The organism is Streptomyces sp. NPDC012466 (assembly GCF_042955215.1).
Taxonomy (GTDB): Bacteria; Actinomycetota; Actinomycetes; order Streptomycetales; family Streptomycetaceae; genus Streptomyces.
The window spans coordinates 431,184-458,139 of sequence record NZ_JBIBEQ010000003.1 but is presented as its reverse complement, the minus strand read 5'-3'; the positions used below and the strand labels follow the sequence as shown (position 1 = coordinate 458,139).

Sequence of the window (26,956 nt, the reverse complement as noted above, 5' to 3'; positions counted from 1 at the left end):
CGTCCTCAGGCGAGCCGGCTGATCGCAGTGCGTTGCCTAGCCGTCGTGGCCCTTGGAGTCGTCGCCGACCTCATGGCCCTCGGGCGTCCCGCCGTAGCCGTAGTTCTCGTGGGGCTGCTTGCCGTAGCCGTAGGCCTCGTGGGGCTGCTTGCCGTAGCCGTACTCCTCGTGGGGCCGCTTGCCGTGGTCGGACTCGTCGCCGTGACCGGGCTTGTGGTGGCCGGGCCTGCCGGGCTTGTCGTCGTGGCCGGGCCCACCGGGCTTGTGGTGACCGGGCCTGCCGGGCTTGTCGTCGTGGCCCGGCCCGTTGTCGTGGTCGCCGCCGTGCCCGCCACCGTTGGCGCCGCCGTTGGCGCCGCCGTTGGCGCCTCCGTTACCGCCGGTGGTGTTGCCGGCCGTGTTGCCCTCGGTGTTCCCGGACGTGCTGCCGGCGACGTTGCCCGCGGTGCTGCCGGGCGAGGCGATGGGTCCGCCCAGCAGGCCGCCGGTCACGAGGCCGCCGCTGACGAGGCCGCCGCCGAGGAGCCCTCCGCCGGTGCTACCCGCGGTGGTTCCGGTCGTCGTGCCCGTGGTCGTGCCCGTGGTCGTGCCCGTGGTCGTGCCCGTGGTCGTGCCCGTCGTCGTGCCCGTCGTCGTGCCCGTCGTCGTGCCCCCCGTGGTGGCACCCGCGCACCCGCCGAGGAAGATCCTGTTGTTGTCGAGCGTCACGGAGCCGTTACGCGCCAGCGCCCGGCCCTCGATGTTCGTCCCCGTCGTCACGCTGATCGAGGTCAGCGCCATGATGGTGCCCACGAAGACGGAGTTGGTGCCGAGGGTGGCCGAACTTCCGACCTGCCAGTACACGTTGCACGCCGAAGCGCCGTTGGTGAGGAGGATCTGGCTGGACGACGCCGTGATCAGGGTCGAGGGGATCTGGAAGACCCAGACGGCGTTGGGGTCTCCGTGGGCGTCCAGGGTCAGAGTGCCGTTGATCTGGACACCGCCGGACTCACGGGTGTAGACACCGGGGTCCAGCGTCTGGCCCGCGCCGATCACCGAATCGAGCGCGAAGTCCTGTGCCTGGCCGGCCGCGTTGTTGTACGCCTGGACCAGGTCGGCCTTGGCCTGGAAGGCCTGGGCGTCCGCGCGGTGCACCGCGCCGCGCACCTCGCCGGGCGGGAAACCGGTCACGGCCGGATTCGGGGCGGTCCCGAGGTCGTTGTAGAGCACGGTCGGGCCGGTGTTGGTCACTCCCTGACCCGCCAGAACGGAATAGCTGGCCGCTGTGCCCAGTCCCGGGGCCGTGGCGATCGCGAGCGCGGGGGTCGGCGTCACGGCGACCATCACGGCAGCGACCGTCGCCGCAAGGGTCGAAGCGAGCACGCCGGACAGGGAACGCCGGTCAGCCGCTTGAGGGATCTTCAGCTTCATTTAAAGGCCATTTCCTGTGAGGACCGTGGCGTACCGGGCCCTACCGATCACCCGGGAAGCCTTGTTGCTCTTACGCCGCCGCATATTACGCAGAAATATCCGTGAAAACGGTGGCAACAAGACAGAAGAATTGATACTCAGTCAAACGGCGCACAGCATTCCGAAAATAATTTGACTTCGGGAAATCTGGGCCGGATGCAGTAATCTTCCTACCGGCGCCACTGGCTTTCAGTGCGAGCGCCGCACCGGCCGGTGAACTCGAAACCATCGGGCCGATGCGGTGCGGTCAGACGGCGTGCGTCACTGATGCCGGGTCTGTCGATTTCGCTGCGGCGATCGCCGGCTGCCGCGCACACGCTCTCCGAGACCAGCTGCCGCCCTCGCCGGTGCGGTGCGCCACAAGGCCACGGCTCGGCCATCGAGGCCCCTGGCCACCCTCGCTCCGCCGACCTGAGCCTGCGCATGCCGGTCGCCATGCCGATGGGCATGCACGCCCACTCGACGGCCGAAAAGCAGCGATACACGGACCGGGCTATTCCGACCAGGTGACCCAGCGATCGCAAAGGAAGCGGGGGGCAGTGCGTCTGGAGCAGCATTTCCGAGGGGAGCCTTTTCGTCTGTCGCGAGGTTGGCCGCGACAGACGAAATCGATAGCCCGCCACTCGACGTGCAGGGCCCGGCGTCCCTGCCAGTCGATCATTCGACGACGTGCGCTGATGGCCGCACCGGTCTGCGACCGGCACTCCAACCCGCCCTCTCAAAGTGAGGCCGCCGCCCCTCGCCTCTGGTCGGCGCCGGGCACCCGCCGTTCGCCGACCGGGAAGGCGCCGGGCCCGAGACCGCAGCCGTCCGCGAGGTCGTCACCGCACGGTCGTCGCCGGTGCCGCACGAGAGCCGAACGCCCGTCAGGGCTTCACGGCGTGCAGGATCCGCATCCCTCTGGAGTCCGCGGCGTCGTGGCGGACGTCCAGTCCTGCGGCCCGGCACTGTTCCACCAGCCAGGAGGACCCGAGTCGCAGCTCGGGGTAGCTGCCCGTGTGTTGTTGCCAGGCGCCGTTCGTCCGAGTGTGGAGCAGGTCGTGGACGATCACCGTGTCCTCGTCGCGGTATTCGAGGAAGCAGGTGAGCAGCCGGTCGTCGCTGCTGCGGACCGGGATGAAACGGTCCGTGCCGCGCAACTCCGTGGTGAGATCGCGGTAAGTGACCACGAAGTGGCCGCCCGGGACGAGGGCACGGCAGATGTGGCCGAGCAGTACGGGGACGTCCGCCTTGGACGGGAGGTGGGGAAGCGTGTCCCCCATGCAGACGACTGCCGCGACCGTGCCCGGTTCGGCCGCCTCGGGCAGCACGGTGCGGATGTCGCCGTGCATCGGCCGCACCGCCTCGGTGTCCCCGACGTACGAGAGGAGTTCGTCGAGCAGCCGGCGGCTGGTGTCCACCGCGATCACGGGGGAGAAACCGAGGCGGATCAGCGCCAGCGTCTGCGCACCGGAGCCGCAGCCCAGGTCGACGGCTGTATCGTCTTCGGTCCCCGCCAGGCCGAGTTCCGCAAGCAACTCGGCCTGCCGGGCGGCGACTTCGTGGACGTGGCCCCCCAGCATCCAGGTGTAGTGCTCGGCGAGCAGCCGGTCGTAGTGGTCGACGCCGGTACGCGCGTCAGGGGTCATGGCGTGCTCCTTCGGATGGTCGGCATGCCGTGCCGTGCGCCGGCCGGCGCGAGCAGCGAGGCGTCGGGCCAGGTGAAGCGAAGCTTGGCGGGGGATCCTGCGAGCCGGGACGCCACGCCGCCGGGCGGTGAAACCGGTGCTTCTTCGACGCAGGTGCCACCCAGGGCTCGGTAGAACTCCTGGGCCGCCGCGTTCTGTTCGAGCACCCACAGGTACATGGCGTTTCCCCTCGCGCACTCGGCGACGGCCGCCGCGGCGCGGGAGAGCAGCGCGGTGCCGAGACCCGTTCACCGGCGGTGCGGGGTGACGTGCAGACATCTTCCAGCAGGTGAGCAACACCGCGCCCGCGCGCCTTCCCACGCCCGACTGATCAGGCGGTGGCCGGCGGGAGGTTCTCCCCGCTTGACGGACGAAGGCCGTCGGTATCCGGATGAGGAGACAGTAGGCCCTTACCTCGCGGGTCGTTGATTCGTATGGTGCGGCCGGCCCGGGGGCCGGCCACAGACCTGAAGGGGTGACCCGCGACGTCCGGGCCTACGGTGCCGCCGCGAAAGCGTCGACGCCCGTGAGGTCGGCCGACAGCGCCCACAGGCGGGCGGCCTGCTCGGGGTCGGTCGCGTGGGCGTGCACGCCGCCTTCCGAGCCGTCGCCGGCCGGCTCGGCTATGTCGCAGTCCTCGCAGTACACGCCGCCCATGCCCGCCAGCCGGGGGGAGGTCGCCGCCCACACCTGCGTCGCCGCCCCCTGCCCGGGCGTCTTGAAGGTGGGATCGGTCGGGGTGCCGTTCTCATCGATCCAGCCCGCGTCGACCATCTCCGCCTTCGCGAGGTGGCGCTGCAGCGGGGTGAGGATGCTGCCCGGATGCAGCGCGAACGCTCTGACTCCGGCGTCGCGGCCGAGCGCGTCGAGCTGCACGGCGAACAGCACGTTCGCCGTCTTCGCCTGCCCGTACGCCTGCCATCTGTCGTAGCCACGCTCGAACTGCACGTCGTCCCACCGCATGCCGGTGATGCCGTGGGCGCCGGAGGACACGGCGACCACCCGCGCACCACCGCGCGCGATCGCCGGCCAGAGATGGTTGATCAGCGCATAGTGACCGAGGTGGTTGGTGGCGAACTGTGCCTCCCACCCCGGGCCGACACGTGTCTCGGGGCAGGCCATGATCCCCGCATTGTTGATCACGATGTCGACCTCGCGACCCGAGGCCAGGAACCGCTCGGCGAAACCGCGGACGCTTTCGAGGTCGGACAGGTCGAGGTCGTGGATCTCGACGCCGTCGATGCCCTCGACCGCTTCCTGAGCGGCCGCCCGTCGCCGGGCGGGGACCACGACGCGGGCTCCGGCACCCGCCAGGGCGCGCGTTGTCTCCAGCCCGAGTCCCGAGTAGCCACCGGTGACGATCGCAGTGCTGCCGGACAGGTCGATCCCGCTCAGGACGTCGTCCGCGGTGCTCCGGGCACCGAAACCCGACCCGATCTTGTGCTGAGGTGTCGTCATGACGGAGACGCTAGGTGCTGGATCGCGCTCCAAGGCAAGGGCCGGTGACGGCTGACGCCCGGGTCCAGCCGCTGCGTAAGCGCTGGGCGGTTTCGTTTGGACCACCGAGCCAGGACCGCGTCAAATGCCGTGACACCGGTTGAGGCGGGTCATGCACCGCTCGTCGCTGTTGCGCGAGCTGCGAGGTGTTCAGCCCGCCCGGTGTGGCCGACATGGAGGACTTCGCCGACTACTTCGCCGACTACAAGGTGACACCGAAGTACGTCGTCTCCACCACCCTTGCCGGTGTCCGCCCGGGTGAGGAGACCGATCGCTCGTCCCCATCATGGCGAAGGTTCCATCATGTGAACGCCCCGGCCGTGACGATCTTGGCGCGGGCAAGATGCCTCGCATGACTGAGGGAATACGCAAGGCATACCTGCTGGGCGCCGAGCGGGCTGTGCAGCTGCTGGCCACGGAAGAGGTGGCGCGTTGCTGGGGCGAGGAGTCAGTGCTGCCGGGGATGACGGTGGGTGGACTGGCCGGTCACCTTGCGCGCAGCGTCCTGCAGGTCGAATGGTTTCTCGACGGCGAGACGGCCGGCTCGGAGCCGGTATCGCCCGTGCGCTACTACGCGCGGCTCGTCGGCACGTCTTTGCCGGACTCCGCGCTCAACGTCGGCGTGCGCGCGCGGAGCGAGGAGACGGCAGCCGCCGGCCCCGCCGCCGTGGCTGAGCAGGCGCGCGCTGCATGGCAAAGGCTGGCACAACGGCTGGGCCAAGAGCCAGCCGATCGGCGCGTGGCCATCCTCCACCGGCCTGGAGAGGAAATGCTGCTCGACGGCTATCTCCAAACCCGATGCGTCGAATTGGCAGTGCACCTTGATGACCTGGTTCTGAGCGTGGGCGCTGACGGGCAGACGCCCGAAGCCACGCTCGCCATTGCAGTCGATGTCCTTGTCGCAGCCGCCCGTGACCGGCACGGCGATCAGGCCGTGCTCCACGCGCTCGCCAGGCGTGAACGTGACGCCGACCAGGCTTTGCGCGTGCTGTAAGAAGCCGTAGCCGTTGCCTTGTTCACGGTGAGCACTGGTTCGAGCGAGGGGTCAATCCCCTGGTCGCGCAAAGAGGTTGGTCATGCGGCAAGCCGCGCACTGAGGCGGCCGGCGGCGGTACGAACGACTTCAGCGACTCCGGCGACTTCCACGAGCGTTCCCGAGGCCCGGGGCTCGTCGCGTTCCTGGATCTGAGCCCCGCCCGGTGCTCGAACGGGCCGCGTGTGATCGCGGTTTGCCGAGCTCAGAGCGCAAGTTCGATTCCCGTCACCCGCTCCATGTGAAACCCCCAGGTCAGCGACCCGGGGATGCTTCGTCGTCCAGGGCAGGCCGGGGGCCGAGGCCGAAGTCGCGTTCATCGAGCGGGCGTTGTTCCGGCAGTCTGGGGCTGTGCCGTACAGGGTGGCCGCCGCTCGGTTCGCACGCGAGGCGAAGAGGCCGCGGACAGTGCGTCGGGGGCAGCAGGCAGCGGCTCGCGCCGAGGGAACGCATGACCAGGCGAGATCGCCGAGCTGATCGGCACCGAGTCGGGGGATTATCGATCCACTGGTGTGTCGGTCCGCCGATGCGCCCGCGGTCTTCGGAGAGGGTTTCCATGACGGAGGGGGCGGCATCGTGGAGGGTGTGGCAGGTGAAGGGCGGTGGCGGTCGGCGGCCGAGCCGGGATTCTGGCAGCGGGTCGTCGGGCAGCTGGGCACGGCCCTGATCGTGGTGGATCCCGCCGGACGGATCCTCGCGGTCAATCCGGCCGCCGAGCGGCTGCTGGGGCGCGCCGCGTCGTCGATGCGCGGGGAGGACGCACACGACCTGCTGCACCGCGACGCGGACGGCGGCAGCGTCCCCCGGGAGCAGTGCCCGCTGCTGCGGGCCGTGGCCGAGAGGGCCGAGGCACGCGGGGAGGGCCACCTCTGCCGGCGCGGTGACGGCCGCCTGGTCGCGATCTCCTGGTCCGCTTCTCCCCTGACGGACGACGGCGTCTTCACGGGCATGGCCGTGCTGTTCACCGACGCGGCCGCCGACCGCAGCGCGCGTCGGGAGCGTGCGGCCTACACACGTGCTCTGGAGGACCTCACCGAGCGGCTGACACTGGTCGCGGAGATCACGGACGTACTCGGTCAGACGCTGGAGACCGATGAGGCCCTCGCCCGACTGGGCCGCCTGCTGGTGCCGCGCCTCGCCGACTGGGCGGCGGTCGACCTCCGGTCCGGTTCCGGACAGGTCCACCGCGTGGCGGTGACGGGCCCCGAGGGCCGGGACGCCGCACAGGAGGACTGGCACGAGCGCCTTCCCGAGGCCGGGGAGGAAGCCCGCTCCCCTCTGGTCCGGGTGCTGAACGGCGGTGATCCCGTCCTGCAGCGCGAGGCCGACGTGACCGCACCGACCGACTCGGCCCTGGCCGCCGTTCACAGCGGCTTCCTGCGGGCCGCCCGTGCCACCTCCGCCGTCACGGTGCCGCTGGGCTCCCGGCAGCAGGTCACCGGCGCCCTGACGCTGGTGCGCACCGACCCGGCGCACCCCTTCGACACCGACGACCTGACCGTGGTGAGCGACATCGGCCGCCGGGTCGGCCTGGTCATCGACAACGCCCGCCGCTTCGGCCGCCAGCGCGCCGTCGCCGAGGCCATGCAGCGCAACCTGCTCGCCCCGCTGCCCCAGCCCGGCCGCCTGCGGCTGGCCGCCCGCTACCAGCCCGCCCCGGCCGGCTCCCAGGTGGGCGGCGACTGGTACGACGCGTTCGAGCGGAAGGACGGCACGCTCGCGCTGGTGATCGGCGACGTCGTGGGCCACGACCTGACCGCGGCGGCCGGAATGGCGCAACTGCACGGCATCCTGCGCTCACTGGCCTGGGACCACAGCGGCCCGCCCGGTGCCGTCGTCGACCGCCTCGACGACGCCATGCCCGCCATCACCACCGTCCCCATGGCCACCCTCGTCCTCGCCCTGCTCGAAGGCGACCCGCACACCGGCCCGTGGACGCTGCGGTGGACCAGCGCCGGGCATCCGCCGCCCCTCCTGCTGACCGAGGACGGACAGGCGCGGTACCTCGAAGCCGGACAAGGAGTCCTCCTCGGCGCCCCTCCGGGCACCGGCGCCGGCCGGCCGAGCGCCGCGGAGGTCCTGCCGCCGGGTTCCACCCTGCTGCTCTACACCGACGGTCTGATCGAGATCCCCGGCAGCGACCTGGACACCGGCCTCGCCCGTCTGCGCCGCCACGCCCTCGCGCTCGCCCACGAGCCGCTGGACACACTGTGTGACCAGCTGCCCGCCCGCATGCCGCCCGGCAGCACGGACGACGTGGCCCTCCTCGCCCTGCGCCTGCCGTCGCCGTGAGAACCGGGCCGCGGTGAGGCGGGAGACGGTGCTCAGGCCTCGAGGACCAGAACGCGGAACGGGCCGAGCGGAGGTGTGTCGCCCTCGATGGAGCGCCACCCCCAGGACAGCAGCGCCTCGACGGTCCTGTGGTCGGAGCGGTTGACCAGTGTGACGGCGACGGCGGCACCGTGGTCGGTGAGCAGCCGTCTCTGCAACCGCCGGGCGAGGTTCCAGGCACGGTCCTGGTTCTGCCGGCGTACGCGGGAGGGAACGTGGATCCCCGAGATCACGAAGAGCCGTCCGGAGGCGGCGAGACGGAGCAGCCGCCCCGGAAGGTATCCGTCGAAGCCCTCCCACCAAGGGCCGTCGCCACGTACGGGAAAGCCGTAGGCGCATCCGGTCAGCGCGGTGGTCTCCGCGACCAGCAGCTCGAACCCCGGTCGTTGTACGTCGGCCGCCAGCCGCCGCAGGAAGGCGCCGCGGGCCTGGTTCCACGCCCAGGGGCCGCCGCCGGACGTCTCCGCGTACAGATCGCCCAGTTCCTGCAGATGGTCCTCGATCTGACGCCGGGTCAGCGCGCGGACGCGCTGTCCCTCTCGCGGTGAGGAGCCGCGTTCCGGCCTCGCCGTGCCGGGCTTCCGCATCGCGGGCGGATTCGAACCAACAGGACGCCCGGGACATTCTGTGGTCGTCGGCGGAACCGGCACGTTCACGGTCATGAGGCAAGCCCTGCCCCGGGCACGGGCGATCCGGCCCGGCGTCGTCGGTCGCCGAGAGCGGCACCGGTGTCGGAGCCGGCGTGCGACATGCCCTCGGTGTCTTCCACCGTACTCCCGCGGCCACGCCCCCTTGCGGGCTCGTCCTCCCGCCCCGGACGGAAACCGCCGCAGCCGCGCGGCTCGGGCCGCTGCGGCCGACCACCTCGGCGCAGCACCGAGGCGCGCCCCGGCTCCGCTCCCCTCCCGCATCTGTTACGGTCCGTAACCCCCTTTTCGCTGCCCGCCAGGTAGGCTGAAGGGACCGAGGGGACGACGCACACCGGTGACGGACCGGCTTCCGACCCCCGGCACACGATGACACCGGGCGGTTCCCCGCCCGGACGGGTTCCGCACCTGGCGGCCTGTGTCACCCGCCCTCGACGCCCCTGTCGTGGCACCGCGTTTCCGCAGGCGACCGGCGCGCAGCCGGAACACCGCCCCACCCGCAGCGGCTCAGGAGAGCGTGCCTCGCCTGACGGCCCCCCTTCCACGTCACAACAGTGGCCGAGCACCCGGCCGCGTCCCTCTCGGTCCCTCGTGTCGGCCCGGCGGGAGGAATCCCCCGCACGAGGCCGAGGAGCCCCGTCATGCCGCTCGATTCTTCCGCGACCGTTCCCCCTCACCGGCACAGGTCCCGCCGGGTCCCGCCCGCCCGCCGCAGGGGTACGACGGAACGGCGCCCTTCCCGTCCGACGGCGCGGTGCCCGCCCGCGGCGACGACCGGGGCCAGACCTCGACCCCTCGGCCGCCGTCATCCGCCTCCTCGAACGCCTCGGCCGGGTGTCCGACGTGCGCTGGCCCAGGCCGGACCGTCTCGCCGCCCGCCGCGCCCGACCCGGGCCCACCGCTTCCCGACCCGTCGAAGGAGACACCGTGATCACCACAGCATCGCCGCCCGCACCGCCCGTCCGCCCTCGCCTCCGCCTGCGCCTCGCGCCCCACAGCGCACTGCCGCGTCGCCTCGACGGCGTGTGGTGGCCGCGCTCCTACGACCTTCTGGCCGAGCTTCCGCAGTTGCTCGCCGCACTGCCACGCGCCTGGGGGCACATCGCCGGCGTCACGGTGAACGGAGCGGCCTGGTCCGCGGCGCCCGGCCGGATGCTCGTCGCCAACCAGGTCGTCCGGCTGCGGAAGACGGTCGCGGCGCACGCCCCGGACACCGTCGTCCTGCTCGCCCCCGGCCACGGCCGCTGGGACCTGCTGGTCGTGCCGCCCGGCACCACCGAGGAGGCGGCCGAGCCGATCATGACCGCCGCGCTCGGCGACCGCGCCTGACGCTCCAGGAGTAGCGTGGACGCGAGGAGGGCCGCCCCGAACAGGCAGGTGAGCACGATGCCCGATCCCGATTCCGCGCCTCCGGCCGGTTTGCTGGCGGACGGCGCACACGAATCCCTGCGTCCCGGAACGGCGCTCCTGCGGCTCACCACCACCCACGAACGCCGGAGCATCCTCGACGGTGCGTGGTGGCCCCGCTCCAGGAATCTCGCCGCCGAACTGCCCGGCCTGATCAGCGCACTGACCGAGCGCCTCGGGCCGATCACACGGATCGGCCTGGACTCCGCGGCCTGGGACGACATGCCGACGCGGATGTCCGTCGACGACCGTGTGGTGCACATCGACGTCTTCTCCGTGGGCGACGACACCGCGCTCGTGACCCGAGGGGACCAGGACCACTTCTCCCTGCTGGTGGTCCCACCGGACGCGTCCCCCGAGGCGGCGCGGGCCGCGATGACCGAAGCGGTGCGCACCGGCAGCCCCAAGCAGGCTCAGCAGATCCTGATCGACACCGGCACGGGCCGGACCCGTCCGGCCGTTCCGGCCACCGCGGACGGCCCCCGGCGGGAGGACCGGTGACTCCGGCCGGGCCGCCGACACCCTTCATGGAAGCGGGTGTCGGCGTGGGCTCCCTCGGTGAGGAACTCACCCGGTCGCGAGGTCCTGGAGCACGTCGCGCTCCAGGGCGGCGGAGGCCGCGACGACGCCGCCCATGATGGCGCCGCTGACGCCTGCCGAGGCCACGTCCTGGCCGGTGAGGAAGGAGGCCGGGGACGTGGGTGTGGGCGCCGAGGTCACGCAAGGCGAACCGCTGCGGGGTGTGGGTGAGAGACATGAAGTCGCCCCTCTCCCTGCCGAGGAAGTGGTTGAAGCTGAGCGGCGTCGCCAGCTCGGCGTGGTCGATGCGGCCCTCCATCCCCGGCCGGCCGTGGTGAGCGAGCAGCGGGTCGTCGAGCAGCGGCGAGACCTCGACGCCTCGGGGGGTGACGTCGGGCGGGTGGTGATACCGCTGCCCCAGCACCACGCCGACGGCGCCGAGGGTGAGTTCCCGCAGTGACCTGCGGGGGGCGCGAGGCCGGTTCGTTCAGGGCGGGGGCCACGATCCGGGCGGTGCCCGGACACCGGGAAGGGCAGGAGGGGATGATGGCCGTCATGCGCATCCGCATCGACGCCGTCGACCTGCCCGGCCGCACCCGCCCCGCCTCCGCCGACGGCGAAGTGCCCGCCCGCGGCAACATCCACGTCGCCGTGCAACGCCGCGACCGTCCGGCCGAACTCCTCGATCCACAGCCCGGTGACGCGTCCCGCGCGACCTGGACCCTGGAGTGCACCACGAGCACCTCGCCGGCCGGCACCGAGGTCCGGGGGCCGTACGTGCAGGACCGTCTGGGCCGGCGGTTCATCTACCTGTCGTGGGGGACGGTCGACGAGTCGGGCATGTTCACGATGTTCCGTCGCGCCAAGCTCATGCTCGATGTCATCCCCGCCGATGTGCTCGCCGCCGCGGCCCGCGAAGGGCTGCTGGTCGGACGCCTCGGCCTGACCGACGCGCAGGGCGGGCCCCTGTGCGCACGGGTCGAACCCCCGCACATCACCTGGACCGCCGCACGCGGATGAGGGACGTCGCCCCGGCCGCTCCGGCCGGAGCGGCGGGCGAGGGGTCAGCGCAGCTCCGGTGAAGGAGCCGGCGCGGGAGCAGGACCCTCGTGCCCTTCCGGCACGGCGTCCTCCCGTGCGGTGTCCGCTTCCGGGGCCCGGGGGCCGCCCAGCCGCACAGGGGGGCTCCCGGCGGGTTCGGCCGGGTCGGCCGCCCACCGTGCGGTGGTGCGTACATAGCCGTGGATCACCGAGGCCATCGCCAGGATGAGAAGGGGCCCGGACACCTCCGGATACCGGGCCATGTCCATCGGCAGGTAGCGGTAGGACAGCAGGAGCGCGACGAAGATCGCGGTGCCGTGGACGACCAGCCGGATTCCTCGCCGGTCCCAGCCGCGCTGGAGCGAGCGCAGGGCTGCCTCGATGGTGAGGGCGAAGACCACCCCTGCGACGAGGTCCACGCCGTAGTGGTAGCCGAATCCCAGGGTCGCGGCCAGCGTGGTGATCAGCCAGAACGTGCCCGCGTACCGCAGGATCCGCGGGGTCCCGCGGGTGTGGATGAAGATCGCGACGGCCCACGCCGTGTGCAGGCTGGGCATGCAGTTGCGGGGGGTGATCCCGTCGTACGTCATCGGGGCCGGGGTGCTGATCGGCAGTGACGTGTGCGGCCACAGGTTGGCCGCCGCCCACTCCACGCCGCCGGTGCCGGAGGCGCCCGGGCCGTAGGCGAAGACCGGGCCGACCACCGGGAAGAGCATGTAGATGCCCGGCCCGAGAAGGCCGATCACCAGGAACGTGCGCACCAGGTGATGGCTCGGGAAGCGGCGCTCGACCGCCACGTGGCGCAGCTGGTGGAAGGCGACGACGACCGCGGCCACCGCGAGCTGGCCGTAGACCAGTTGCAGAACATGGCTGCTGACCGGGTCGGTGGCCTCGACCAGCCGGCCCGCCAGCCATGACGGGTTGCCGAGCGCGTGATCGGCCATCGCCACGTACTGGTCGAGGACCGTCGGGCGGGTCTTGGACGTGATGAGGAGCCAGGTGTCGCCGGTCTTGCGGGCGGCCACCAGCAACAGGCCCAGGCCGACGCCCTTGAGCAGCAGGACGCGTTCACCGCCGGTGCGGCGCGTGACGGCGACGACCGCGAAGCCCAGCATCACCCACAGGGCACCGGTGCCGAGGACGTTGCCGTCGGACATGTCGGCGCCCACAGCCCATCGCACCGGCAGGAGGGCGGCGTCGATGCCCAGGGCGGCGCCGGCCGCGATGAGCCGTTGCCGCCAGGTGAGCACCACCATCATCAGCACCAGACCGCCGTACAGGGGGCCCGCCTTGGGAGCGAGGATCAGGGCCTGCACCTGGGTGGTGATCGGCCCCGGTTCGCCGTAGCGGCGGGCGGCGATCTCCAGCGCGATGAGAAATCCGCACGCGACCACGGCCGCCGCGATCCACAGCATCGCGCGCCCATGGCGCCACGCGCCCCGTGACGTCACGCCGCTTATTCGCGAAGACACCCGCGATGCCCTGGCTTTCAATCTGTTGGCCGATTCATCCGAATGGCTGGGGAGATGGAGAGCGATGGAGGGACCATCGCGAGCTCGAACATGCTATCGGAGTGTCGGCGGATGTCAGGGGCGCATGGCGGCACCGCCCTCTCACGAGCTCACCCGCATCGCCGTCCGGATCAGCCCCGCCACCGCCCGGGACCTGCTGTGGGGCGGCCAGGCGATCAGTGTGGTGACCGCCGGCGCGTCCAGGACCGGTACGGCGGTGAGACCCTCCCGCAGGTGGGTCCGGCACGACTCCGGCGCGATCCAGCAGGCACGGCCCAGTGCGATCAACTGGAGCAGCTGCGTATGGTCCCGGGCTTGCGGGCCGGGGCCGTCCGGGTAGCTGCCGTCGGGGCCCGGCCAGCGCGGCATCGGCAGGTCGGGCAGGCCGGTGACGTCGGCCGTGCGGACGTGGGGCCGCGCGGTGAGCGGGTGTCCGGCCGGGAGAACCGCGACCTGGCCCTCCGTGCCGAGCTCTTCGGTGTCGAGGCCGGCCGTGGTGTCGAACGGCAGGTGCAGCAGTGCCACGTCGGCCCGGCCGTCGCGCAGCATCGGGCCCTGCTCGCCCATGCCGCACAGGAGCAGATCGACGCTGACCGCGTCGGGTTCGGCCGCGTAGGCGTCGAGCAGCTTCGCCAGCAGTTCGCTGGACGCGCCGGCCTTCGTGGCGAGGACCACGCCGGCCTGGCCGGTCGCGGCGAGTGCGGCGCGACGGGTGCGGCGTTCGGCGGCCTCCACGGCGGCGAGCGCCGCCCGGGCCTCCCGCAGGAGTACCGCCCCGGCCTCCGTCAGGGTGACCACGCGACTGGTCCGCTCCAGCAGCGGCGCCTGGAGACGCCGTTCCAGCCGGGCGATCGCCCGGGACAGCGGGGGCTGCGCGATCCCGAGCCGCTCCGCGGCCCTGCCGAAGTGCAGCTCCTCGGCGACGGCGACGAAGTACCGCAGCTCCCTTGTCTCCACGCCGTCATGCTACTGCTCCGACCTGGGTCGATACCTGTGCGGTATCGCGCACCACCCGATCGGTGTTGGCCGGCCGCCCCCGGGCTCGCACAGGATCGACCGCATGAGCGAACAGACCATCGCGCTGGTGACCGGCGCGAACAAGGGCATCGGATACGAGATCGCCGTCGGCCTGGGCGCCCTCGGCTGGCGGGTCGGGGTCGGCGCCCGGGACGAGGAGCGGCGCGAGACGGCCGTGGCGAAACTGCGGGCGGCCGGCGTCGACGCGTTCGGCGTACCGCTCGACGTGACCGACGACGCGAGTGTGACCGGCGCCGCCGGGCTGATCGAGGAGAGCGCCGGGCGTCTCGACGTGCTGGTCAACAACGCCGGGATCACCGGCGGTGTGCCGCAGATGCCCACCACGGTCGGCCCGGCGACGGTGCGGACGGTGGTGGAGACCAACGTGATCGGCGTCATCCGCGTCACCAACGCGATGCTGCCGTTGCTGCGCCGCTCGGCGTCCCCGCGGATCGTGAACATGTCCAGCGGCGTCGGGTCACTCACCCGGCAGACCACCCCCGGCAGCGACACCGGCCCGATCTCCGTCGCCTACACGCCGTCCAAGACCTTCCTCAACGCCGTCACCGTCCAGTACGCCAAGGAACTCCGCGACACGGGCATCCTCGTCAACGCCGCCTGCCCGGGCTACTGCGCGACCGACCTCAACGGCTTTCGCGGCGTCCGCACCCCGGAGCAGGGCGCGGCGGTCGCGATCCGGCTCTCGACGCTGCCCGACGACGGTCCGTCCGGCGGCTTCTTCGACGACGAGGGAGTGGTGCCCTGGTAGAGCGGCGGGAGCCATGGGCGTGACATGTCCACGTAGTCATCGGCCGGGCACGTCCGCACGGGTGATGTGACCTTCGTCGCGGGAGCGGGATTCCGGCGCGTTCGCCACCGCGCCGCGCGCCGACGGCGGTGGCGGTCGCTCGCCACCGTTGCCGGAGGTCACAGCGCCGGCACGCGCGGGCACGTCAGGAAGGGGCGCGCCCCCGGACGGCAATATCTGTGCTCGCAAAATGAGAAATAGAAGCGGGGCCCGCCGAATATTCCTCGCACGCCGTCCCGCACGGAAATTTCGCACGGCACCGGCCCGATCGCACCGTGCTACTGTCGATCTCAGTTGCAGGTGTGGTTGCCAGAAGGTTCATTTCCTACGGGGTAATCATCACGGCGACACGGAATTCACACAGGGTGGATTCCCGAAACCGCCTCCGAAGGAGAAACAAAATGGCTACTGGCACCGTGAAGTGGTTCAACGCGGAAAAGGGCTTCGGCTTCATCGAGCAGGACGGCGGCGGCGCCGACGTCTTCGCCCACTACTCGAACATCGCCACCCAGGGCTTCCGCGAGCTGCTGGAAGGCCAGAAGGTGTCGTTCGACATCGCGCAGGGCCAGAAGGGCCCGACGGCCGAGAACATCGTGCCCGCCTGACACCGGCGCTCGCGCATATTTCGCAGCTGGGGCCCGCACCTCTGGGGTGCGGGCCCCAGCTCGCTGCTTTTTTCCCGCCGGTCCGAACCGGCCGTATCGATTCGGCTCGTCTCGAGATTCTCTGCGCCGCTCCTCTGCTGCGGATTTTCCTTGCTACGTGCCCATCAAGGAAGGTCCCGCATGAAGCGTGCCCACACATCCCGTACCCGTGACCGTTTCTCCACAGGCGACGGCGCCGGCCGCCGCTCCGGTGCTCCGCGCCGCGCCCAGAGCTACGGCAGCCGCCGGGCTCCCCAGGGCGAGTTCGCCCTGCCGAAGACGGTCACACCCCCGCTGCCCGCCGTCGAGGCGTTCGCCGATCTCGACATGCCCGCGCGGCTGCTGGCCACGCTCGGCCGCGAAGGCGTGACCGCGCCGTTCCCGATCCAGGGCGCGACCCTGCCGAACTCCCTGGCCGGCCGGGACGTACTCGGCCGTGGCCGCACCGGCTCGGGCAAGACCCTGGCCTTCGGTCTCGCCGTGCTGGCCCGTACGGCGGGGCAGCGTGCCGAGCCGCGGCAGCCGCTCGCGCTCGTCCTCGTGCCCACCCGTGAGCTCGCCCAGCAGGTCACCGACGCGCTCACTCCGTACGCCCGCTCCGTCAGCCTGCGGCTGGCCACCGTCGTCGGTGGGATGTCCCTCGGCAAGCAGGCCGGCGCGCTGCGCTCCGGGGCCGAGGTCGTCGTCGCGACGCCCGGCCGGCTCAAGGACCTCATCGACCGGGGCGACTGCCGCCTGAACGACGTCGGCATCACCGTCCTCGACGAGGCCGACCAGATGGCCGACATGGGCTTCATGCCGCAGGTCACCGCCCTGCTCGACCAGGTGCGCCCGGGCGGACAGCGGATGCTCTTCTCCGCCACCCTGGACCGCAACGTCGACCGGCTGGTCCGCACGTACCTGAACGACCCGGTGGTGCACTCCGTCGACCCGTCCGCGGGCGCGGTCACCACCATGGAGCACCACGTCCTCCACGTGCACGACGCGGACAAGCACCGGACGACCACCGAGATCGCGGCCCGCGACGGCCGGGTGATCATGTTCCTCGACACCAAGCACGCGGTGGACCGGCTGACCGCTCACCTGCTGAGCAGCGGCGTGCGCGCCGCGGCCCTGCACGGCGGCAAGTCCCAGCCGCAGCGGACCCGGACCCTCGCCCAGTTCAAGAGCGGGGACGTGACCGTACTGGTGGCGACCAACGTCGCCGCCCGCGGCATCCACGTGGACAACCTCGACCTGGTCGTCAACGTGGACCCGCCCAGCGACCACAAGGACTACCTGCACCGCGGCGGCCGTACCGCCCGCGCCGGCGAGTCCGGCAGCGTGGTCACCCTGGTGACCCCGGCCCAGCGTCGTGGCATGAGCCGGCTGATGACGTCGGCGGGCATCACCCCGCAGATCGCCCAGGTACGGTCCGGCGAGGCGGAGCTGAACCGCATCACCGGCGCCCAGGCCCCTTCCGGTGTCCCGGTCGTCATCCCCGCGCCGCGCGCGGAACGCCCCCGCGGCGCGTCCGCCCCGTCCCGGGGCCGCCGGGGCCGCCGCCCCGCCGGCCAGGGCCGCCCCGTCGGCGAGGCGGCGCGCCCCAGGGGTCAGCGGACCGGCTTCGGCTCGGCTGCGTAGAGCCCCGCGCCCACCAGCCACCCCCTTTACGGCAGGAGACACCCTTGACGCCGGTACAGGCGCAGCACCACGCCATGGCCCACGCGCCGCGGATCAGTGACGACATGACGGTCGAGGTGGCGCTGTCCCTGATGGCCGGGGCCCGGGTCGACCACCTCGTCCTCTGTGACGGGGACGACCGGAGCACGGGTCTGGTCACCCTGGCCGGGCTCAGCGTTCTCCGGGACGCCCCCGCCTACACGGACCGGGTCCGGGTCCGGGACCTCCCCCAGGGGTGAAACACGGGCGGTCAGCCGCCACCAGGAACCAGTGAGGGCCCTGCCGACGCGCGTCGGCAGGGCCCTCATTGTCATGTGCCCGGCCCGCCGGCCTCCTCCGTCCGCCGACTGGAGCTCCCGGAACCCTGCACCGCCCGCACTCCAAAATCTGTCTTTGTCAGAGTAGACATTGGCACGTGCCGCGGTTACTCTTCTTCGTGTTGACACAGTCAGACACAGTCGAGCTAGACGCAAGGAAGGACGGAGGAGCAGACGCCATCAGGATCGCCCGGCCCGGGAGGCTCTCGGTCCGGGTACCGCAAGACCCCGGAATGGATGGTGGTCCCCGGTCACGCAGCCGCGATCCCCGCACCCCTCCCGTTGTCGGGCCGGGTAGCGGAAACAGAAGGTCGGCACAGCATGAGGGCCGACAGATGGTGTTGAATTTCCTTCGGGGCCCTGGTGCCGTACGGCACCAGGGCCCCTCGACGCGTTGTACTACGAGGTGACATGGAAGCAGATACCCCGCTCAGCGACCGGCTGGACGACGACGACTACCCCGCCTACACCATGGGCAGGGCCGCAGAGATGCTCGGCACCACCCCGGGCTTCCTCCGAGCCATCGGTGAGGCCCGCCTGATCACTCCGCTGCGCTCGGAGGGCGGACACCGCCGCTACTCCCGCTACCAGCTGCGGATCGCCGCGCGCGCCCGCGAGCTCGTCGACCGGGGTACGCCGATCGAGGCCGCCTGCCGCATCGTCATCCTCGAGGACCAGCTCGAAGAGGCTCAGCGCATCAACGCCGAGTACCGCCGCGCCGCGAACCAAGCGGCCGCCGGATCCGACCCCGGTCCGCGCTGATCGCGTGACGGCCGGGGGCCGGTCATCCGCCCCATGAGAACCCCAGGTCGGCGGCCTGGGGTTTGTTGTCGCCCCGGCCGGTCCGGAATCCGCCGCGGGGTGAACCGGCCCCCCGTCATCAGGTCAACCGTCCCGGACCCTTGACTCGTTCAGCGGCAGTGGCGATTCTCGTCGCACACTTTGCGAGGTCATGACAAGACGACCGCGCGACCCGCCGACCGAGGGACGTGGGCTGTGACCAGTTCCGGACGCCCGTACCGCAGACGCAAGCACGTCACCGTTGTGTCGCTCCTCCTGCTCGTGCTGTCGATCGCGCTCGGCCCGACACCGAGCTCGGCCGCCGGGACCGGCTGGTGGGACCCGACCGCGCGGCCCGCTCCGGACTCCCGGATCAACGTCACGGGCGAGCCCTTCACCGGCACGAACGCCGAGGGCGAGGTGCGCGGCTTCGTCGACGCGCACGACCACATCTTCTCCAACGAGGCCTTCGGCGGCCGTCTGATCTGCGGAAAGGCCTTCTCCGAGCAGGGCGTGGCCGACGCGCTCAAGGACTGCCCCGAGCACTACCCGGACGGCTCGCTCGCGATCTTCGACTTCATCACCAACGGGGGCGACGGCAAGCACGACCCGACCGGCTGGCCCACCTTCAAGGACTGGCCGGCGCACGACTCGCTGACCCACCAGCAGAACTACTACGCCTGGATCGAGCGGGCCTGGCGCGGCGGGCAGCGGGTGCTGGTCAACGACCTCGTCACCAACGGTGTGATCTGCTCGGTGTACTTCTTCAAGGACCGCTCCTGCGACGAGATGACGTCCATCCGGCTCCAGGCCAAGCTGACGTACGACATGCAGGCCTTCGTCGACCGGATGTACGGCGGGCCCGGCAAGGGCTGGTTCCGGGTCGTCACCGACAGCGCACAGGCCCGCGAGGTCATCGAGCAGGGCAAGCTCGCGGTGATCATGGGGGTCGAGACCTCCGAGCCCTTCGGCTGCAAGCAGGTCCTGGACATCGCGCAGTGCAGCAGGGCCGACATCGACAAGGGCCTGGACGAACTGCACGCGCTGGGTGTGCGCAGCATGTTCCTGTGCCACAAGTTCGACAACGCCCTGTGCGGCGTGCGCTTCGACTCGGGATCGCTCGGGACGGCCATCAACGTCGGGCAGTTCCTGTCGACCGGCACGTACTGGAAGACCGAGAAGTGCACGGGCCCGCAGCACGACAACCCCATCGGCAACGCGGCGGCGCCCGCGGCCGAGAAGAAGCTCCCGGCCGGCGAGGAGGTCCCGTCGTACGGCGCGGACGCCCAGTGCAACGTGCGAGGGCTCACCGACCTCGGCGAATACGCCGTGCGCGGCATGATGAAACGCAAGATGATGCTGGAGATCGACCACATGAGCGTCAAGGCCACCGGCCGGGTGCTCGACATCTTCGAGGCCGAGTCGTACCCCGGCGTGCTCTCCTCGCACAGCTGGATGGACATGGACTGGACCGAGCGGGTCTACGGGCTCGGCGGCTTCATCGCCCAGTACATGCACGGCTCCGAGGGCTTCGTCGCGGAGGCGAGGCGCACCGAGGCCCTGCGGGACGAGTACGGCGTGGGCTACGGGTACGGCACCGACATGAACGGTGTCGGCGGCTGGCCGGGGCCGCGCGGGGCCGACGCGCCGAACAAGGTCACGTATCCCTTCAAGAGCGTCGACGGCGGCTCGGTCATCGACCGGCAGACCACCGGCGAGCGCACCTGGGACCTGAACACCGACGGCGCCGCGCACTACGGCCTCGTCCCGGACTGGATCGAGGACATCCGCCGGGTCGGCGGCCAGGACACGGTCGACGACCTGTTCCGGGGCGCCGAGTCCTACCTCGACACCTGGGCGGCCTCCGAGAACCACGAGGCCGGGGTCGATCTGGCGGCCGGTTCCGCCGCGTCGGCCAGTTCCTCGGAGTGGAGCCTGTTCACGAGCTACCAGCCGCACCGGGCCGTCGACGGGGACCGCCGCACCCGCTGGGCCAGCGACTGGAGCGACGACCAGTGGTACCAGGTCGACCTCGGCTCCACCCGGGCCGTCGGGCGGGTCACCCTCGACTGGGAGCGCGCGTACGCGAAGTCGTACCGGATCGAGCTCTCCGCCGACGGGACGAACTGGCGGACCGCCTGGTCGACAGCCGCCGGCGACGGCGGCCTGGACACCGCGCGGTTCGCCGGCACACCGGCCCGGTACGTCCGCGTCCACGGGCTGGAGCGCGGCACCGGCTGGGGCTACTCCCTCCACGAGGTCGGCGTCCACAGCGGCTGACGCCCACGAGAGGGGCTCCATGGCACGGTTGCCGTCCGCCGAGCGGCGGCGACAGCTCACCGAAGCGGCGATCAGGGCGATGGCCCGGGACGGCGTCCCCAGGACGACGACCCGGTCCATCGCCGCCGAGGCGGGCGTCTCGCTGAGCGTCGTCCACTACTGCTTCGACTCCAAGCAGCGGTTGATCGAGTCCGTCATCACCACCATCACCGGGCACTATGTGACGGTGGTGAAGGAGGCCCTACAACCCAGGACCACCCTCGAGGAGACCGTCCGGGCCGGCTTCCAGGCGTACTGGGACCACGTCCGGGCCCATCCCGACGAGCACATGCTCACCTATGAGCTGACGCAGTACGCCCTGCGTCAGCCCGGGTTCGAACACCTGGCGCGCCGTCAGTACGAGCTGTACGCCGAGGCGTACACCGAGCTCATCGACCAGCTGGCGCAGTCCATGGGGCTGCGCCTGCGCGTACCCGTGCCCGTCCTGGCCCGTTATCTGGCCGCCATGACCGACGGACTGACCCTCAACTTCCTCGTGTTGGGCGACGACTCGGCCTGGACGGGCATCCTCGACACGGTCACCGCACACGTCGCCGGGCTGGTGCACGAGGGCTGACGGGGACACTCTCCCGAATTGGTTGTCATGGGAACGCCACAGAGGGGCATTCGAACAAAACAAGTCGAAAGTGAGGAGAGTGCGGCCCATTCGGTCCGTGCCATCGACAACTGGGAGTTTTCCATGGCGAGTTATGGCGGTTCCTCTGCCGCGTCCTCCGGTTCGCGCACCAACGGCCTGGCGATCGCGAGCCTGTGCTGCGGCATCATCGGCCTGTTCCTGCTGAACATCGTCCTCGGCCCGCTGGCCATCATCTTCGGTGCCGTCGCCCGTCGCCAGGCATCGGTCAAGAACGGCGCCGGCATGGCGAAGGCGGGCATCATCCTCGGCGTCGTCGACGTGGTGCTGTGGCTCGTGCTCGTGGCCGTGGCCAGCAGCAACGGCGGTTTCAGCTGGTACGTCGGCGGCTGAGCGCCGTCGTCCGGACCGACGCGGGGCATGCGGGTGGGCGGGTCAGTGGAGTCGCGCGTGCCCCGCGATCGGACGAACACCCCTTGTGGGAGCCGTTGTTCACATCGTCCCTCGACCGGTCAGGTGATCCGCGTCGATGACGGCCCGGGCGAAGGCCGTGGGCGCCTCCTGGGGCACGTTGTGGCCGATGCCCGGCAGGGTCCGGTGCTCGTACGGGCCCGTGAAACGGTCCCGGTAGGAGGCGCCGTCGCCCGGAGCGGTGAAGGGATCCCGCTCGGCGTCGAGGGTGAGGGTGGGGACACCGATCGTGGGGCGGGCGGCGAGGCGCTTCTCGAGACCGTCGTAGCGGCGTTCCCCGTCGGCGAGGCTCAGCCGCCAGCGGTAGTTGTGGACGACGACGGCCGCGTAGTCGGGGTTGTCGAAGGCCGCGGCGGTGCGCTCGAACGTGGCGTCGTCGAAGTCCCAGGTCGGGGAGACCGTGTCCCAGACGAGCCGGGTCAGGTCGTGGCGCAGGGCCTTGTCCTCCATGGCGAGCCGGCCGCGCTCGGTGGCGAAGTAGTACTGGTACCACCAGGCCAGTTCGGCCTTGGGCGCCAGCGGCCTCAGGTTGGCCTCGAGGTTGGTGACGAGGTAGCCGCTCACCGACACCAGCGCCTTGCAGCGTTCGGGGTGGAGCGCGGCGACGATGTCGGCGGTCCGTGAGCCCCAGTCGAAACCCGCGAGCACGGCCCGCTCGATCTTCAGGGCGTCCATCAGCGCGATGACGTCCATGGCGATCGCCGACTGCTGGGCGTTGCGGAACGTCCGGGCGGACAGGAAGCGCGTGGTGCCGTGGCCGCGCAGATACGGGACGATCACCCGGTATCCCCGCTCGGCGAGCAGCGGGGCGACCTCGACGTAGCTGTGGATGTCGTAGGGCCAGCCGTGCAGGCAGATGACCGCGGGGCCGTGGGCGGGGCCCAGTTCGGCGTAGCCGACGTCCAGCACACCGGCCCTGATCTGCTTGATCCGCGGAAATGCGGTGGGTGCGCCCGGGGTGTCGCCGACGGCGGGCACAGCCGCAACCGCTGACGCGCTACGCGGCCCGGCCAGTGCCACGGCGGCCGCGCCCGCGCCCACTCCCAGGGCCTTGCCGAAACTCCGCCTGTCGATCACGTGGACCTCCGTGGTGTGACATGCACCGGCTTGTGCGATGCCTGACTGTGGCACGCGATTCATCACCGGTCAAACCGGTGACGAATGGATTCAGTCGCCCTCGAAGCCCGACCTTGACGACCGATGGCATGTGCTGCCACGATCTCGTCACCGCTTGAACCGGTGACGAATGGAGAGAGTCATGGCAGTCAGCTACACCGCCGTCGTGCAGGTCGACGGAGAGGGCCGCAACGGCGGTACCGTGCGGTCCGAGGACGGACTGCTGCGGACCACGCTGGCCCTACCGAAGGAGCTGGGCGGCGCCGGAGACGCCACCAACCCGGAGCAGTTGTTCGCGGCGGGCTGGGCGGCCTGCTTCCTGGGGGCCGTGCGCCGAGCCGCCGCCGAGCGCAAGGTCAGGCCGGCGAGCACCGCCATCACCGCCGAGATCACCCTCCACCACGGGGACGACGGCGAGTTCGGCCTGGCCGCCGTCCTGAACCTGGAACTCGGCGGCGTCGACCAGGAGACGGCCACGGAACTGGGCGCCGCGGCGCATCGGATCTGCCCCTACTCCAAGGCCACCCGCGGCAACATCCCGGTCACCGTGTCGGCTGTCGCCGTCTGACTCCCCGCCTCACCGCACGGGGGTCAACGGCCGTCCCACTCCAGCCGGCGGATCAGATCCTCGTCGCCGGGGCGGGGCGCGGGCGCGGCCGGGCGGATGGGGATGCCCCGGGAGATGTGGCCGCTGACGGTGATGTTGTGTTCCACCCGGGGGCGGCGGAGGGTTTCGTAGGTGGTCAGCGCGGTGCCGGGGTCCGGGGCGTCGCGCAGGGCCTTGGCCAGGATGACGGCGTCCTCCAGGGCCATCGAGGCGCCTTGGCCGGTGGCCGGGGAGGCCGCGTGGGCCGCGTCGCCGATGAGCAGGCAGCGGGCCGAGCGCCAGGGCATGCCCGTGGGCAGTTCCGTGGCGCCGGTGACCAGGATGTCGTCGCCCGTGGCCGCGACGATGCCGGCGGCCGGGGTGGGGTCCTCGCGCAGGAGCCTGACGAGGAGGTCACGGCGGGCCGCTGTGCCGTACGCGAGCTCCTCGGGGGACAGCGGGTCGGCGGCGACGCGGGCGAACCAGTACGTCTCGCCCTCGGGAGACACCGTATGACCGAAGACGGCGGTGCTGCCGCGGATGAAGGTGATGAGGCCGGTCGCGGCGGTGCGGGGCGCGTCGGTGGTGCGGCCGTAGAAGACCCGCTCCCCCGCGTACCGGGGGCGGGCGGTGGGGGCGATCGACCGGCGGACGGTGGAGTTCAGGCCGTCGGCGCCGATGAGCAGGTCACCGGTCGCGGCGCTGCCGTCGGCGAAGTGCGCGGTGACGTGGTCCGGGCCGTCCCGGACGGAGACGAGGCGGGCGCCGTGCCGGACCGGGATGCCTCGGCGTGCCGCCTCGGCCTGGAGGGCGACGTTGAGGTCGCCGCGGCGCAGGCACCGGTATCGCAGGACCGGGTCCTCCGCTTCCCCGAGGGGCCGGGCCGCCCTCTGGGCGCCGGAGCCGTCGAGCATCCTCATCCCGGTCAGCGGGAAGCCGAGGGCGGTGACCGCGGTGGCGGCGTCGATCTGTGCGAGGGCGCGCATGCCGTTGCTCGCCAGGGTGAGGAACGCGCCGATGTCCTCTGCCGCGTCCGGGTGGGCCTCGTACACCGTGACGCCGAAGCCGGCCTTGTGCAGGGCGAGCGCGGCGGCGGTGCCGGCCGCTCCGCCGCCGATGACGAGTACCCGCCCCACGTCCGGTGTCCCCTCGGTTCCGTGACCTCGTGTCAGGAGTCGTACGGTACGTCGCCGGCCGCGGTGCCGGGGCGGGGCCGGTCGGGGGCCAGACGGCGGTAGGCGGCGCGGGCGTGGACGAGGCGGGCCAGGCCGGTGCCGACGAGGGCGGCGGTGAACAGGCAGGCCAGCCAGGTGGTGTCGCGGTGACCGGCCCAGGTGAGGACACCTGCGGGCGGGATGGCGAAGCCGTTGAGGAACAGCCAGCACAGCACGGCCGTCCCGGGGGCGGCCGTGAACCGTGCGCACAGGCCCAGCAGGGCGGCCAGCAGGGACAGGGCGGACAGGGCCAGTTCGGGCCGGTCCGACCCCACCACGGTGTTGGTGAGCGCCACCAGCACCAGCGCGCCACCGCCGGCCCCGGCCCACACCAGCGGTGTGGCCACGGGCTGGGGGACGGGCCTCGCTCCGGTGCCCAGGGGCTTCCACTCGATCATGCCGGCGCTTCCCTCCGGTCCACTTGAACGGCAATTCTCCCCTGGCCCCCGGCCGTTCCCCCGGGTGCTCGCCAGGGTGCCAGCAAGCTCGGCTCCGGGAGAACACCCGATCCGGACAGCCGACCCGGCCGGGCGGGCAGCGCATCAGGGCGGTCGGCGGGAGCGGCGGGGTGGTCCCGGGCGCCCTGGTGCGGCGGGTCGGCGGGTCGGCGGGTCGGCGGACACGGGCGCCCTCCTCGAGCGGCACGACGGCCGTGCCGGGATCCCCCCGGCGGGTCAGGTCAACGGTGCGCCGGGGCCGGTTCCTTGGGCGGGCCGGCGAGCGATGTCCGGGCAGCCGCTCGGCGGGTGACGCGGGTGGCGAGGGGCTCCGTCCAGCGGGTGGCCAAGGGCCCCAGGACGACCAGGATCAGGACGTAGGCCGTGGCCAGGGGGCCGATGCGGGGTTCGGTGCCGACGGCGAGGCCGGCGATGACGATGGAGAACTCGCCGCGCGCGACGAGCGTGCCGCCCGCCCGCCAGCGGCCCCGGGGCGAGATCCCGGCACGGCGGGCGGCCCAGTAGCCGGTGGCGATCTTCGTCAGGGTCGTGACGGCGGCCAGGGCGAGCGCGGGCAGCAGCACGGGCGGGATGGCGGCGGGGTCCGTGTGCAGACCGAAGAAGACGAAGAACACCGCGGCGAACAGGTCCCGCAGCGGGGTCAGGAGACTGCTGGCGCCCTCGGCGACCTCGCCGGACAGGGCTATGCCGACCAGGAACGCACCCACGGCCGCGGACACGTGCAAGTGCTGGGCGAGACCCGCCACGAGAAGGGTCAGCCCGAGGACGGCCAGGAGGAGCATCTCGGCGCTGTCCGAGGACACCGCCCGGCTGACCAGCCTGCCGTGCCGCAGCGCCACGTAGAGGACGGCGCCGACCGTGCCCAGCGAGATCAGCAGGGTGACGGCCCCGCCCGCCAGGCCCGCCCCGGCCAGCAGCGCGGTGAGGATCGGCAGATAGACCGCCATGGCCAGGTCTTCCAGGACCAGCACGCCGAGGACGACCGGCGTCTCGCGGTTGCCGAGCCTGCGCAGGTCGCCCAGCACCTTCGCGATGACCCCGGACGAGGAGATCCAGGTGACTCCGGCCAGGGCGACGGCGGCCACCGGTCCCCAGCCCAGCAGGAACGCCATCGCGGCCCCCGGCACGGCGTTGAGGACGAAGTCGACCGCGCCGGAGGGGTATTGGGTCTTCAGCGTCGTGACGAGTTCGGAGGCGCTGTACTCCAGGCCGAGCAGGAGCAGCAGGAGGATGACGCCTATCTCGGCGCCGGTGGCGACGAACTCCTCACTGGCCTGCAGCGGCAGGATGCCGCCCTGGCCGAAGGCGAGTCCGGCCAGCAGGTACAGGGGTATGGGCGAGAAGCCCACCCGTCCGGCGAGGCGTCCCAGGAGCCCCAGGGCGAGGATGATCGCCCCGAGTTCGATAAGCATGGCGGTGGTGTCGTGCACGGGCGTCTGACCTCCGTTGATCGGGTCTGCGGCGTCTGTGCCATTGCGGTGCGACGGCCGGGCGCGGGGCCGGGCGCGTCGCAGGGGTGGCGCGGGGCGGGCGGGCGCTGCCCGGCCGGACCGGCGGCGGGCGCGGACGCCCGGTGGTACGGCTCGGTGAGCGGTGAGCGGTGAGCGGTGAGCGGGAGCATGAGGTGATCTGGCCCCAGGACGGCGAGGGTCCGGATCACACGGTGTGGTCGAGGCGCCCGGCGCGTGCCCCGCCCGGGCGGTCGTCGGCCGGGGGGACGTCACGCGCCGACGCGCCAGACGTCACACGTCAGAAGGACGGGGAACCGCTCACGCGGCGCGGCCGGTATCAGGGACGCCGTCACGGGCGGCGTTGTGGACGCGGACAGGCACCACTCGCCCCATGTCACGCCCCCCTCACACCGGCC

Annotated in this window: 26 protein-coding genes and 1 pseudogene; 15 read left to right on the top strand and 12 right to left on the bottom strand. The window is 71.8% G+C overall.

The annotated features are described in order from the left end of the window. Positions 1 to 36: 36 nt before the first annotated feature. From ACFY9E_RS14530 to ACFY9E_RS14515, 4 genes and pseudogenes are all read right to left on the bottom strand, one after another. Positions 37 to 1,410: an ice-binding family protein gene (locus ACFY9E_RS14530; protein ID WP_390983054.1), complete on the bottom strand. Its 1,374-nt coding sequence runs from the start codon at positions 1,408 to 1,410 to the stop codon at positions 37 to 39. Between the two features lie 905 nt (positions 1,411 to 2,315). Further along, positions 2,316 to 3,077, bottom strand: coding sequence for a methyltransferase domain-containing protein (locus tag ACFY9E_RS14525; protein WP_390983052.1), 762 nt, complete (start codon positions 3,075 to 3,077; stop codon positions 2,316 to 2,318). Next, positions 3,074 to 3,349 (bottom strand): annotated as a pseudogene (locus ACFY9E_RS14520) (hypothetical protein); the annotation flags it as partial. The pseudogene ACFY9E_RS14520 and the gene ACFY9E_RS14525, both read right to left, overlap by 4 nt. A gap of 262 nt (positions 3,350 to 3,611) precedes the next feature. After that, complete coding sequence (locus ACFY9E_RS14515) at positions 3,612 to 4,574, bottom strand: oxidoreductase (protein ID WP_390983050.1); 963 nt, start codon at positions 4,572 to 4,574, stop codon at positions 3,612 to 3,614. 391 nt (positions 4,575 to 4,965) lie between these two features. On the opposite strand from ACFY9E_RS14515, the gene ACFY9E_RS14510 reads away from it, so the two are divergent. Beyond that, complete coding sequence (locus ACFY9E_RS14510) at positions 4,966 to 5,607, top strand: maleylpyruvate isomerase N-terminal domain-containing protein (protein ID WP_390983048.1); 642 nt, start codon at positions 4,966 to 4,968, stop codon at positions 5,605 to 5,607. A 624-nt stretch (positions 5,608 to 6,231) separates the two neighbouring features. After that, positions 6,232 to 7,938: a SpoIIE family protein phosphatase gene (locus ACFY9E_RS14505; protein WP_390983045.1), complete on the top strand. Its 1,707-nt coding sequence runs from the start codon at positions 6,232 to 6,234 to the stop codon at positions 7,936 to 7,938. Positions 7,939 to 7,970: 32 nt separating this feature from the next. Here the strand turns inward: ACFY9E_RS14505 and ACFY9E_RS14500 are convergent, their stop codons facing one another. Then, positions 7,971 to 8,564, bottom strand: a complete 594-nt coding sequence (locus tag ACFY9E_RS14500) for a hypothetical protein (RefSeq protein WP_390983042.1) — start codon at positions 8,562 to 8,564, stop codon at positions 7,971 to 7,973. Between the two features lie 987 nt (positions 8,565 to 9,551). Between ACFY9E_RS14500 and ACFY9E_RS14495 the strand changes: the two genes are divergently transcribed. Both ACFY9E_RS14495 and ACFY9E_RS14490 read left to right on the top strand, forming a co-directional pair. After that, positions 9,552 to 9,953 carry a DUF5994 family protein gene (locus ACFY9E_RS14495; protein WP_390983040.1) on the top strand — a complete coding sequence of 134 codons (402 nt, stop codon included), beginning with the start codon at positions 9,552 to 9,554 and terminating at the stop codon, positions 9,951 to 9,953. A 57-nt stretch (positions 9,954 to 10,010) separates the two neighbouring features. After that, positions 10,011 to 10,532, top strand: a complete 522-nt coding sequence (locus ACFY9E_RS14490) for a DUF5994 family protein (RefSeq protein ID WP_390983037.1) — start codon at positions 10,011 to 10,013, stop codon at positions 10,530 to 10,532. Positions 10,533 to 10,598: 66 nt separating this feature from the next. On the opposite strand, the gene ACFY9E_RS14485 is transcribed toward ACFY9E_RS14490, so the two are convergent. Beyond that, positions 10,599 to 10,751: a hypothetical protein gene (locus tag ACFY9E_RS14485; protein ID WP_390983035.1), complete on the bottom strand. Its 153-nt coding sequence runs from the start codon at positions 10,749 to 10,751 to the stop codon at positions 10,599 to 10,601. A gap of 64 nt (positions 10,752 to 10,815) precedes the next feature. Here ACFY9E_RS14485 and ACFY9E_RS14480 point away from each other — a divergent pair, with 64 nt between their 5' ends. Both ACFY9E_RS14480 and ACFY9E_RS14475 read left to right on the top strand, forming a co-directional pair. Beyond that, entirely contained in the window at positions 10,816 to 11,010 is a 195-nt protein-coding gene (locus ACFY9E_RS14480; RefSeq protein ID WP_390983033.1) for a hypothetical protein, read from the top strand. Positions 11,011 to 11,105: 95 nt separating this feature from the next. Then, the gene (locus ACFY9E_RS14475; RefSeq protein WP_390983030.1) at positions 11,106 to 11,570 is read left to right on the top strand and encodes a DUF5990 family protein; all 465 of its coding nucleotides are present in this window, start codon (positions 11,106 to 11,108) and stop codon (positions 11,568 to 11,570) included. Between the two features lie 44 nt (positions 11,571 to 11,614). Here ACFY9E_RS14475 and ACFY9E_RS14470 read toward each other — a convergent pair whose 3' ends face one another. Together ACFY9E_RS14470 and ACFY9E_RS14465 are read right to left on the bottom strand one after the other, a co-directional pair. After that, complete coding sequence (locus ACFY9E_RS14470; protein ID WP_390983027.1) at positions 11,615 to 13,006, bottom strand: DUF5933 domain-containing protein; 1,392 nt, start codon at positions 13,004 to 13,006, stop codon at positions 11,615 to 11,617. A gap of 198 nt (positions 13,007 to 13,204) precedes the next feature. Further along, positions 13,205 to 14,059 carry a LysR family transcriptional regulator gene (locus ACFY9E_RS14465; RefSeq protein WP_390983024.1) on the bottom strand — a complete coding sequence of 285 codons (855 nt, stop codon included), beginning with the start codon at positions 14,057 to 14,059 and terminating at the stop codon, positions 13,205 to 13,207. Between the two features lie 103 nt (positions 14,060 to 14,162). Here ACFY9E_RS14465 and ACFY9E_RS14460 point away from each other — a divergent pair, with 103 nt between their 5' ends. The 8 genes from ACFY9E_RS14460 (at position 14,163) to ACFY9E_RS14425 (ending at position 21,637) form a co-directional block, all read left to right on the top strand. After that, on the top strand, positions 14,163 to 14,888 hold the full coding sequence (locus ACFY9E_RS14460) for an SDR family NAD(P)-dependent oxidoreductase (RefSeq protein WP_390983022.1): 726 nt from the start codon (positions 14,163 to 14,165) through the stop codon (positions 14,886 to 14,888). Positions 14,889 to 15,328: 440 nt separating this feature from the next. Continuing rightward, positions 15,329 to 15,532: a cold-shock protein gene (locus ACFY9E_RS14455; protein WP_028799214.1), complete on the top strand. Its 204-nt coding sequence runs from the start codon at positions 15,329 to 15,331 to the stop codon at positions 15,530 to 15,532. A gap of 180 nt (positions 15,533 to 15,712) precedes the next feature. Beyond that, the gene (locus ACFY9E_RS14450; protein ID WP_390983019.1) at positions 15,713 to 17,194 is read left to right on the top strand and encodes a DEAD/DEAH box helicase; all 1,482 of its coding nucleotides are present in this window, start codon (positions 15,713 to 15,715) and stop codon (positions 17,192 to 17,194) included. A gap of 44 nt (positions 17,195 to 17,238) precedes the next feature. Beyond that, positions 17,239 to 17,472 (top strand): CBS domain-containing protein, encoded by a 234-nt coding sequence (locus tag ACFY9E_RS14445; RefSeq protein WP_390983016.1) that lies wholly within the window; start codon positions 17,239 to 17,241, stop codon positions 17,470 to 17,472. A 489-nt stretch (positions 17,473 to 17,961) separates the two neighbouring features. Next, on the top strand, positions 17,962 to 18,312 hold the full coding sequence (locus ACFY9E_RS14440; protein ID WP_390983013.1) for a MerR family transcriptional regulator: 351 nt from the start codon (positions 17,962 to 17,964) through the stop codon (positions 18,310 to 18,312). Positions 18,313 to 18,546: 234 nt separating this feature from the next. Beyond that, positions 18,547 to 20,610, top strand: a complete 2,064-nt coding sequence (locus tag ACFY9E_RS14435) for a discoidin domain-containing protein (RefSeq protein WP_390983010.1) — start codon at positions 18,547 to 18,549, stop codon at positions 20,608 to 20,610. 19 nt (positions 20,611 to 20,629) lie between these two features. After that, positions 20,630 to 21,226: a TetR family transcriptional regulator C-terminal domain-containing protein gene (locus tag ACFY9E_RS14430; RefSeq protein ID WP_390983007.1), complete on the top strand. Its 597-nt coding sequence runs from the start codon at positions 20,630 to 20,632 to the stop codon at positions 21,224 to 21,226. A 123-nt stretch (positions 21,227 to 21,349) separates the two neighbouring features. After that, positions 21,350 to 21,637, top strand: a complete 288-nt coding sequence (locus ACFY9E_RS14425) for a DUF4190 domain-containing protein (protein ID WP_390983004.1) — start codon at positions 21,350 to 21,352, stop codon at positions 21,635 to 21,637. A gap of 99 nt (positions 21,638 to 21,736) precedes the next feature. Here the strand turns inward: ACFY9E_RS14425 and ACFY9E_RS14420 are convergent, their stop codons facing one another. Next, the gene (locus tag ACFY9E_RS14420; protein ID WP_390983001.1) at positions 21,737 to 22,792 is read right to left on the bottom strand and encodes an alpha/beta fold hydrolase; all 1,056 of its coding nucleotides are present in this window, start codon (positions 22,790 to 22,792) and stop codon (positions 21,737 to 21,739) included. A gap of 181 nt (positions 22,793 to 22,973) precedes the next feature. Here ACFY9E_RS14420 and ACFY9E_RS14415 point away from each other — a divergent pair, with 181 nt between their 5' ends. Beyond that, complete coding sequence (locus ACFY9E_RS14415; RefSeq protein WP_390982998.1) at positions 22,974 to 23,399, top strand: Ohr family peroxiredoxin; 426 nt, start codon at positions 22,974 to 22,976, stop codon at positions 23,397 to 23,399. A gap of 23 nt (positions 23,400 to 23,422) precedes the next feature. Here ACFY9E_RS14415 and ACFY9E_RS14410 read toward each other — a convergent pair whose 3' ends face one another. From ACFY9E_RS14410 to ACFY9E_RS14400, 3 genes are all read right to left on the bottom strand, one after another. Then, on the bottom strand, positions 23,423 to 24,553 hold the full coding sequence (locus ACFY9E_RS14410; protein WP_390982995.1) for an FAD-dependent monooxygenase: 1,131 nt from the start codon (positions 24,551 to 24,553) through the stop codon (positions 23,423 to 23,425). A 32-nt stretch (positions 24,554 to 24,585) separates the two neighbouring features. Then, the gene (locus tag ACFY9E_RS14405; RefSeq protein WP_390982992.1) at positions 24,586 to 25,029 is read right to left on the bottom strand and encodes a hypothetical protein; all 444 of its coding nucleotides are present in this window, start codon (positions 25,027 to 25,029) and stop codon (positions 24,586 to 24,588) included. Positions 25,030 to 25,310: 281 nt separating this feature from the next. Next, on the bottom strand, positions 25,311 to 26,519 hold the full coding sequence (locus ACFY9E_RS14400; RefSeq protein ID WP_390982989.1) for a cation:proton antiporter: 1,209 nt from the start codon (positions 26,517 to 26,519) through the stop codon (positions 25,311 to 25,313). Positions 26,520 to 26,956 lie beyond the last annotated feature (437 nt).